Genomic DNA, 7,567 nt, shown 5'->3' on the forward strand with positions numbered 1-7,567 from the left:
CACCGGCCGCGCCTGCAGTGGCGGCAGCACCGCCGACACCGGCGGATGGGGCCATTTGGCTGGTCTGGTGAGTCGGTGCCGAGCCCATGCTTTTGCCGCCACCGAAGCGCTTGGCGTTGGCGTCGAGGCTCATCGTCAGGCCAATGCACAACGCCATGGCGATGCTAAGAAAACGTTTCATAAAGGGAATTCCCATTTGTGGATTGCACGCGCGCCATGTTGCACAGGTGTGGTGACAGTGGCTAGCGACATAATGTTTCGGGCTTTTGCGTAAGACCGATCCAGAATGATCTGTAGGACTTATTACACATATTGGCCCGCACGCCTTAAAAACAAGGGCGGGCCAACAACCTTCATGTTTAAAAGTGTTTCAGACGGCTTCGAGTTTCGCGTAACCCATCATCAGCCACTTGCTGCCCTCGGCAAAGTTTACCTGCACCCGTGCCTGGGCGCCGGCGCCTTCGAAGTTGAGGATCACCCCTTCACCGAAGATCGCGTGTTTGACCAACTGGCCAAGGCTGAACGGGGTTTCCGGGATCTCGGAACCTGCAAACATGCTGCTGGAGTTTTGCTGCTGGCCGCCGCCGAACGGGCGGCTGACGCTGTTGGACAGGCGCACTTCCTGGATCAGACCCTTCGGCACTTCACGCACGAAGCGCGACACCTTGTTGTAGGTCTCACTCCCGTACAGGCGGCGGGTCTCGGCGTAGGTCATCACCAGGTTCTGCATCGCCCGGGTAATGCCCACGTAGGCCAGGCGGCGTTCTTCCTCAAGGCGGCCGGGCTCTTCCAGGCTCATCTTGTGGGGGAACAGGCCTTCTTCCATGCCCACCAGGAACACGTAAGGAAACTCCAGGCCCTTGGCGCTGTGCAAGGTCATCAGTTGGATGCTGTCTTCATGCTCATCGGCCTGGGTATCGCCGGCTTCCAGCGACGCATGGCCGAGGAACGCGGCGAGCGGGGTCAGCTCTTCATCGGCCTCGGTGTTTTCAAATGCGCGGGCGGCGCTGACCAGTTCCTCAAGGTTTTCGACCCGGGCCTGGCCTTTCTCGCCTTTTTCCGCTTCGTGATAGGCAATCAGCCCGGACTGCTCGATCACGGTCTGGGTCATCAAATGCAGGGGCATTTCTGCGCACTTGGCCGTCAGGTTTTCGATCAGCTCGACAAACACCCCCAACGCCCCGGCGGCACGGCCTGTCAGGCCTTTGTTGGCGATCAGCAAGCGCATGGCTTCCCACATCGACACATCGGCATGGCGGGCATGGTCGCGAATCGCTTCAACGGTTTTTTCGCCGATGCCACGGGCCGGGATATTGATCACCCGCTCCAGCGCCGCATCGTTGCCACGGCCTTCCAGCAAACGCAGGTAGGCCATGGCGTTCTTGATTTCGGCGCGCTCGAAGAAGCGCTGGCCGCCGTAAATGCGGTACGGGATGCGCTCGCGCAGCAAGGCTTCTTCCAGCACCCGCGATTGGGCGTTGGAACGGTACAGAATCGCGATGTCGCTGCGCGCCAGGCCGGTTTTCAATGCGCTTTCGATGGTTTCCACCACGTAGCGCGCTTCGTCGTGCTCGTTGAACGCCGCGTACAGGTTGATCGCTTCGCCTTCGCCGCCGTCGGTCCACAGCTCTTTGCCCAGGCGCCCGGTGTTATTGGCGATCAAGGCGTTGGCGGCCTTGAGGATACCGGCGGTGGAGCGGTAGTTCTGCTCCAGGCGGATGGTGACCGCGTCCGGGAAGTCTTCGGAATACTGGTAGATGTTCTCGATTTTCGCGCCGCGCCAGCCGTAGATCGACTGGTCGTCGTCGCCCACCACCATCAGGCTGTCGCCGCCCTTGGCTAACAGGCGCAACCAGGCGTACTGCACGGCGTTGGTGTCCTGGAACTCGTCCACCAAGATATGCCGGAAGCGTTTCTGGTAATGGGCCAGCAGGCCGGGGTTATCGCGCCACAGGTCGAGGGCGCGCAGCAGCAACTCAGAGAAGTCGATCACGCCGGCGCGCGCGCAGGCGGCCTCGTAGGCTTCATAAATGCTGCGCATGGTGGCCAGGAACAAATCGCCGCTGGCCTGGATATGTTGCGGGCGCAGGCCTTCGTCTTTCTGGCCGTTGATAAACCACTGGGCCTGGCGCGCCGGCCAACGCTGTTCGTCGAGGCCCAGCTCGCGGATCACGCGCTTGACCAGGCGTTGCTGGTCATCGCTGTCGAGGATCTGGAAGGTCTGGGCGAGGCCCGCTTCCTGCCAATGCGCCCGCAACAGGCGGTGCGCCAGGCCGTGGAAGGTGCCCACCCACATGCCGGCCGGGCTGATGCCCATCAACTGCTCGATGCGGTGGCGCATCTCGGCAGCGGCCTTATTGGTGAAGGTCACCGACAATATGGAATGCGGGGACGCGTTCTCGACCTGGATCAACCAGGCGATACGGTGCACCAGCACACGGGTTTTACCGGAGCCAGCACCGGCCAGGACCAACTGACGGCCAACGGGGGCCGCTACGGCCTGGCGTTGGGCATCGTTGAGGGAGTTCAGCAAAAGGGAGAGATCATCGCGCATCGGCGCATTCTATGGCCCGCGGGGGAGTGGGGCAAATCCCAATGCCGGGTGGTCGACGGAAAACATCCATGGCAATCCTGGACGGGTGGGCATTCTGGCGGCGCTGATGACCGGTCGGTCATGGGCCGCAGGCCGCGCAGCGTCTCGCTCAAGCTGTCTGGCCCCGAGGTTTGCGTGGCACGCCCCGGTGGTTTTTATGACGCGCAGCAGTTTGGCCCAGGCGCTTGCTTGTGTATGCTCCGTCGACGTTTCGGGCTCACCATTATAAGAACACCGCCTATGACCCTTAGCACCGACCTGTTTGGCCCCACGGCGGCGCCCGCGCAGGTTATCCGAAAACACTACGCTACCGAGATGGCGGTCGAACGCACGCGCCTGCTCTACCAGGGTTCGCTGCTGCCGACCTTGTTGATGCTGGTCAACGGCCTGGTCTGCGCCTGGTTGATCTGGAACCCCAAACACTACCTGCTCGACAGCATCTGGCTGGTCTGGCTGCTGGCGCTGGTGGCGTTGCGCGTGATCCAGGTGGCCGCCTTTGACTCGGCGATGCCCAGCCGCCAGGCCCAACCGATCTGGCGGCGCATGTTCATGCTCGGCTCAGCGGTCAGCGGCCTGACCCTGGCCACCGCCGCCATTGCCCTGGTGCCAGCGGACAGCTTTATGCAGCAGGCTTGGGTGTTCGGCCTGATCGGCGCGGCGACGTTGTCCGCCAGCGTCGCCTATGCGGTGAGCCTGTCGGCGTTCCTGTCATTCGCGCTGCCGTGCCTGGTGCCGGCCATCGTCTATCTCTTCTGGAACGGCGCCGAGCAACAACAGGGGTGGGGGGTGCTCGGCCTGATCCTGCTGGGGTCTTTGAGTGTGGTGGCGTGGCAGGTCAATCGCCTGATCCAGCACGGGCTGTTGCGGCGCTTTCAAAACCAGGCGCTGATCGAGCATTTGCAACAGGCGCAGCAGCGCAGTGAACAGTTGAATCAGGAGCTGGTGCGCGAAGTCGAGCAGCGCCGCCAGGTTGAGCAGGAGCTGCGTGAAGCGCAAATCGGCCTGCAGGACCGCGTGGCGCAACGCAGCCAGGAGCTGGACGCCGCCAGCCTGGCCCTGAATAAAAGCGAAGCGCGCCTGGCGATGGCGCTGCAAGCCAGCGAATTGGGCCTGTGGGATTGGAACCTGCAAACCGACGAAGTCCACCACACCCAGCTCAAGGAGCTGTTCGGCCTGGAGCCCGAGTACGTCACGGCGATGCTCAGCCACCTCAAGCCGCGCCTGCACCCCGACGACTTGCCGCTGCTCAGGCGTGCCCTGGTGGAGCATCTCAAGGGCCGCAGCGAGGATTATCTGGTGGAATACCGGGTGCGCCATGGCGATGGCCACTGGGTGTGGATCGAAGACCGTGGCCGCGCCGTGGAGCGTGCGCCCAGCGGTCGCGTGACCCGCATGCTCGGCACGCGCCGCGACATCAGCGCGAGCAAAGTCTTGGAAGAACAGCAACGCCTGGCCTCGACCGTCTTCGAAGCGGCCAGTGAAGGCATTGTGATCTTGGACCCGGACTACGCGCTGCTCGCCGTCAACCAGGCCTTCAGTCGGGTCACCGGCTTTGATATCGACGACATGCTCGGACGCAATGTGGTGGAACTGCCGTGCAGCCGCGATGCCCGGCGGCACTTCCCGGTCATCCGCCAGGCGCTGCTCAGTCACGGCACCTGGCAGGGCGAACTGGTGGAGACCCGCAAGAACGGCGAGCTGTACCCGCAGTGGCTGCAACTGAACGTGGTGCGCGATATTCGAGGAAACGTCAGCCATATCGTGGGCTTCTTCGCCGATTTATCGGCGCGGCGTGAGTCCGAGGAGCGCATGCGCTACCTCACGCACTATGACGAGTTGACCGGCCTGGCCAACCGCTCGCTGTTTCGTGAACGGCTGCGCGAAGCGCACCAGCGGGTGCGGCAAGGTGGGCGCAGCCTGGCGTTGCTGCATATCAACCTCGACCGTTTCAAGTTGCTCAACGACAGCCTGGGTCATGACGTCGCCGACCAATTGTTGCAAAAAATGGCGCGTCGACTGATCAACGCCTTGCCCGAAGCCGACACCATTGCGCGTTTGTCCGGGGATGAGTTCGCCGTGCTCTTCGATGCCTACGGCAACCTCTCAAGCCTGGCGCGCGTGGCCACGCGCCTGCTGGCCAAGTTGCGCGTGCCGGTGGCGGTGGACGGGCATGAATTGGTGGTCAGCGCCTCGATGGGCGTCAGCCTGCTCCCGGATAATGCGCGGGAAATTTCGGCGTTGGTCAGCCAGGCGAACATGGCCATGCAACACGCCAAACACCTGGGCGGGAATAATTTCCAGTTCTACACCGACAGCCTGCAAGCCAGCACCCTGGAGCGTTTGCAGCTGGAAAACCAACTGCGCAAGGCCCTCGACGAGCATCAGTTGTCGGTGTTCTACCAACCGAAATTGTGTTTGGCCACCGGCAAGCTGAACGCCGCCGAGGCGTTGATTCGTTGGGAGCATCCGCAGTGGGGCATGGTGCCGCCAGGCGACTTCATCGGCCTGGCCGAAGAAACCGGGCTGATCGTGCCGTTGGGCGAGTTCGTCCTGCGCCAGGCCTGCTGGCAGGCCTGTGAGTGGCAGCGTCAGGGGCTGGCGCCGATACGCGTGTCGGTGAACCTGTCGGTGCATCAACTGCGTCAAGGCAAGCTGGTCAGCCTGGTCCGCCAGGTGCTGGAAGAAACCGGCCTGGACCCGCAATACCTTGAGCTTGAGCTGACCGAAAGCCAGTTGCTCGACAGTGTCGAGCACATCATCGCCACCTTCCAGCAACTGCGCGACCTGGGGGTGAAGTTGGCCATCGACGATTTCGGTACCGGCTACTCGTCTCTCAGTTACCTCAAGCGCATCCCCGTGGACTACGTGAAGATCGACCAGACCTTTATCCGCGGCCTCGGCCAGGGGCGGGAAGACGCGGCCATTACCCGCGCGATCATCGCCATGGCCCACGGTTTGGCGCTCAAGGTGGTGGCTGAAGGGGTGGAAGATCAGCAGCAGTTGGATTTCCTGCGTGGGGAGCATTGCGACGAGGTGCAGGGCTACTTGATCAGTCGGCCGATGGAGGCTCAAGGGCTGGCAGAGTTGTTACGGAAAAATGCAGATTTTTCCTAGGGGCGTGCCTTCAGCCTTTGTGGCTACAACTTGGCTGCCCTTAGATTCAAAGGGCAGCAGGGCGATTTAGTGATGCATCGGACGGGCAAAACGGCAATTCTTGTAGTATAACTACAAACTTGCTACATCCCTGGCATTGGCCAACAACAAGAGTCCTTTCCTTTGAACCTGTTGCAACATATCGCCCAGTCGCGCCACCTGTTACGCAAATCGGAACTCAAGGTTGCCGACCACGTGCTGCTTGACCCTGCGGCCGTAATGCACAGTTCCATGGCTGACCTGGCCCACAGCGTGGGCATCAGTGAGCCGACCATCGTGCGCTTCTGCCGCGCTATCGGTTGTTCCGGCTTCCAGGACCTGAAACTCAAACTGGCCCAAAGCCTGGCCGCCGGCGCGAGCTTCGGTCAGTTTGCGATTCACGAAGACGACTCCGTCGCTGACTACAGCCTCAAGATCTTCGACACCACGCTGCACACCCTGATGGAAGTGCGCGAGAAGCTCGACCCGGTGGAGCTGCAAAAGGCCGTGACGGCGATGTCCCAGGCCCAGCGTGTCGAGTTCTACGGGTTTGGTGCGTCGGGTGCGGTTGCAGCCGATGCCCAGCACAAGTTCTTCCGACTGCTGCTGACGGCGGCGGCCTACAGCGACCCACACATGCAGGCGATGTCGGCCGTGACGTTGAAGCCGAGCGACGTAGCCATCTGTATCTCCCAGTCCGGCCGCTCCAAAGACTTGCTGATCACCGCCAACCTGGTGCGTGAAAGCGGCGCCACGCTGATCACCCTGTGCCCGAGCCAGACGCCGTTGGCGGAGCTGTCCACGGTCAACCTGGCGATCGATGTGCACGAAGACACCGAAATCTATACGCCGTTGACCTCGCGCATCGCCCACCTGGTGGTGATCGACGTGCTGGCGATGGGCGTGGCCATGGCGCGCGGGCCGAGCCTGGTCAACCACCTCAAGAGCGTGAAGCGCAGCTTGCGCAGCTTGCGTCTCTCGCCCAAGTCCGTAAAAGCCCTCGACGACTAAGCGCCATACAGCGATCCAAATGTGGGAGGGGCGTGTCAGTCACTGAATGCTTTGACTGAACCACCGCCATCGGGAGCAAGCTCCCTCCCACATTTGCATTTCTTGCCTGTCCAGAAGATTCATCGTCCTGTCATCCCCGCGCCGCCAAACCGTCATCCCCCACGCCCATCCTGAACTCCCCGCACTCGCATTGGGAGACTCCAAATGGCCCGGCCCTACGAAGATAGCAACAGCTCCGTCAAGACCCGTCGTCAGCAGGAAGACCAGCGCCGCATGGCGTTCCGTCGCGCAATCGAAGACCGCTGTGATCAACGCCAATTGCTGCAAAGCATCACGGACTACCCGGAACTGCACTGGCAGGCACCCGCGGCTGCCCAGCGAAGCGCTCAGCCAGCACGCTGATCTGCACCCGCTCGCTGCGGATAAAGCCCAGGAACGCATGGGCCACCGGTGACAGGCGCTTGGCCTTGGCCTGCACCAGGCACCAACTGCGGTACAGCGGCAGCTCTTCCACCGGCAGCTCCTTGAGCCCGCCGGTGGCCAGTTCCAGGTTCAGGGCGTGGCGCGTCAACAAGGCCACGCCTAGCCCTGCCACCACGCACTCACGCTGCGCTTCGGCGGAGGCAACTTCCACCGTCTGGGTGAAGTGCACGCGTTTTTCCTTGAAGTATTCCTCGCACGCCAGCCGCGTGCCGGAGCCCGGTTCGCGCAGCAGCAGCGTGTAAGGCTCCAGGTCTTTCAGGCGCAGCGGTCCTTGCAGGCTCAAGGGGTGGTCGGGCGGCGCCACGGCGACAATCGGATTGTTGAGGAACGGCAGGAATTCGAGGCCCA

General features: G+C 62.3%; 5 protein-coding genes and 1 pseudogene. 3 read left to right on the forward strand and 3 right to left on the reverse strand.

Annotated features, from left to right (window positions below; all coding sequences use genetic code 11):
* Both L9Z73_RS21300 and uvrD read right to left on the reverse strand, forming a co-directional pair.
* A pseudogene (locus tag L9Z73_RS21300) lies at window positions 1-181 on the reverse strand (hypothetical protein); the annotation flags it as partial.
* Window positions 182-370: 189 nt separating this feature from the next.
* The gene (gene uvrD, locus L9Z73_RS21305; RefSeq protein WP_247405109.1) at window positions 371-2,554 is read right to left on the reverse strand and encodes a DNA helicase II; all 2,184 of its coding nucleotides are present in this window, start codon (window positions 2,552-2,554) and stop codon (window positions 371-373) included.
* A 279-nt stretch (window positions 2,555-2,833) separates the two neighbouring features.
* On the opposite strand from uvrD, the gene L9Z73_RS21310 reads away from it, so the two are divergent.
* From L9Z73_RS21310 to L9Z73_RS21320, 3 genes are all read left to right on the forward strand, one after another.
* Complete coding sequence (locus L9Z73_RS21310; RefSeq protein ID WP_247405112.1) at window positions 2,834-5,707, forward strand: GGDEF domain-containing phosphodiesterase; 2,874 nt, start codon at window positions 2,834-2,836, stop codon at window positions 5,705-5,707.
* A gap of 162 nt (window positions 5,708-5,869) precedes the next feature.
* Window positions 5,870-6,736: a transcriptional regulator HexR gene (gene hexR / locus L9Z73_RS21315; protein WP_003213447.1), complete on the forward strand. Its 867-nt coding sequence runs from the start codon at window positions 5,870-5,872 to the stop codon at window positions 6,734-6,736.
* Window positions 6,737-6,940: 204 nt separating this feature from the next.
* The gene (locus L9Z73_RS21320; protein WP_079444958.1) at window positions 6,941-7,138 is read left to right on the forward strand and encodes a PA3496 family putative envelope integrity protein; all 198 of its coding nucleotides are present in this window, start codon (window positions 6,941-6,943) and stop codon (window positions 7,136-7,138) included.
* Here L9Z73_RS21320 and L9Z73_RS21325 read toward each other — a convergent pair.
* Window positions 7,068-7,567: LysR substrate-binding domain-containing protein (locus tag L9Z73_RS21325; protein WP_247405115.1), on the reverse strand; the 500-nt coding region annotated here is incomplete at its 5' end. The genes L9Z73_RS21320 and L9Z73_RS21325 overlap by 71 nt on opposite strands.

Source organism: Pseudomonas emilianonis (genome assembly GCF_023072625.1).
In the GTDB taxonomy this organism is placed as follows: domain Bacteria; phylum Pseudomonadota; class Gammaproteobacteria; order Pseudomonadales; family Pseudomonadaceae; genus Aquipseudomonas; species Aquipseudomonas paraveronii.

What these genes read in the sequence shown, in the direction of transcription:
- L9Z73_RS21320 (WP_079444958.1), top strand. Translation starts at nt 6,941, where the DNA reads ATGGCCCGGCCCTACGAAGATAGCAACAGCTCCGTCAAGACCCGTCGT.
- L9Z73_RS21310 (WP_247405112.1), top strand. Translation starts at nt 2,834, where the DNA reads ATGACCCTTAGCACCGACCTGTTTGGCCCCACGGCGGCGCCCGCGCAG.
- uvrD (WP_247405109.1), bottom strand. Translation starts at nt 2,554, where the DNA reads ATGCGCGATGATCTCTCCCTTTTGCTGAACTCCCTCAACGATGCCCAA.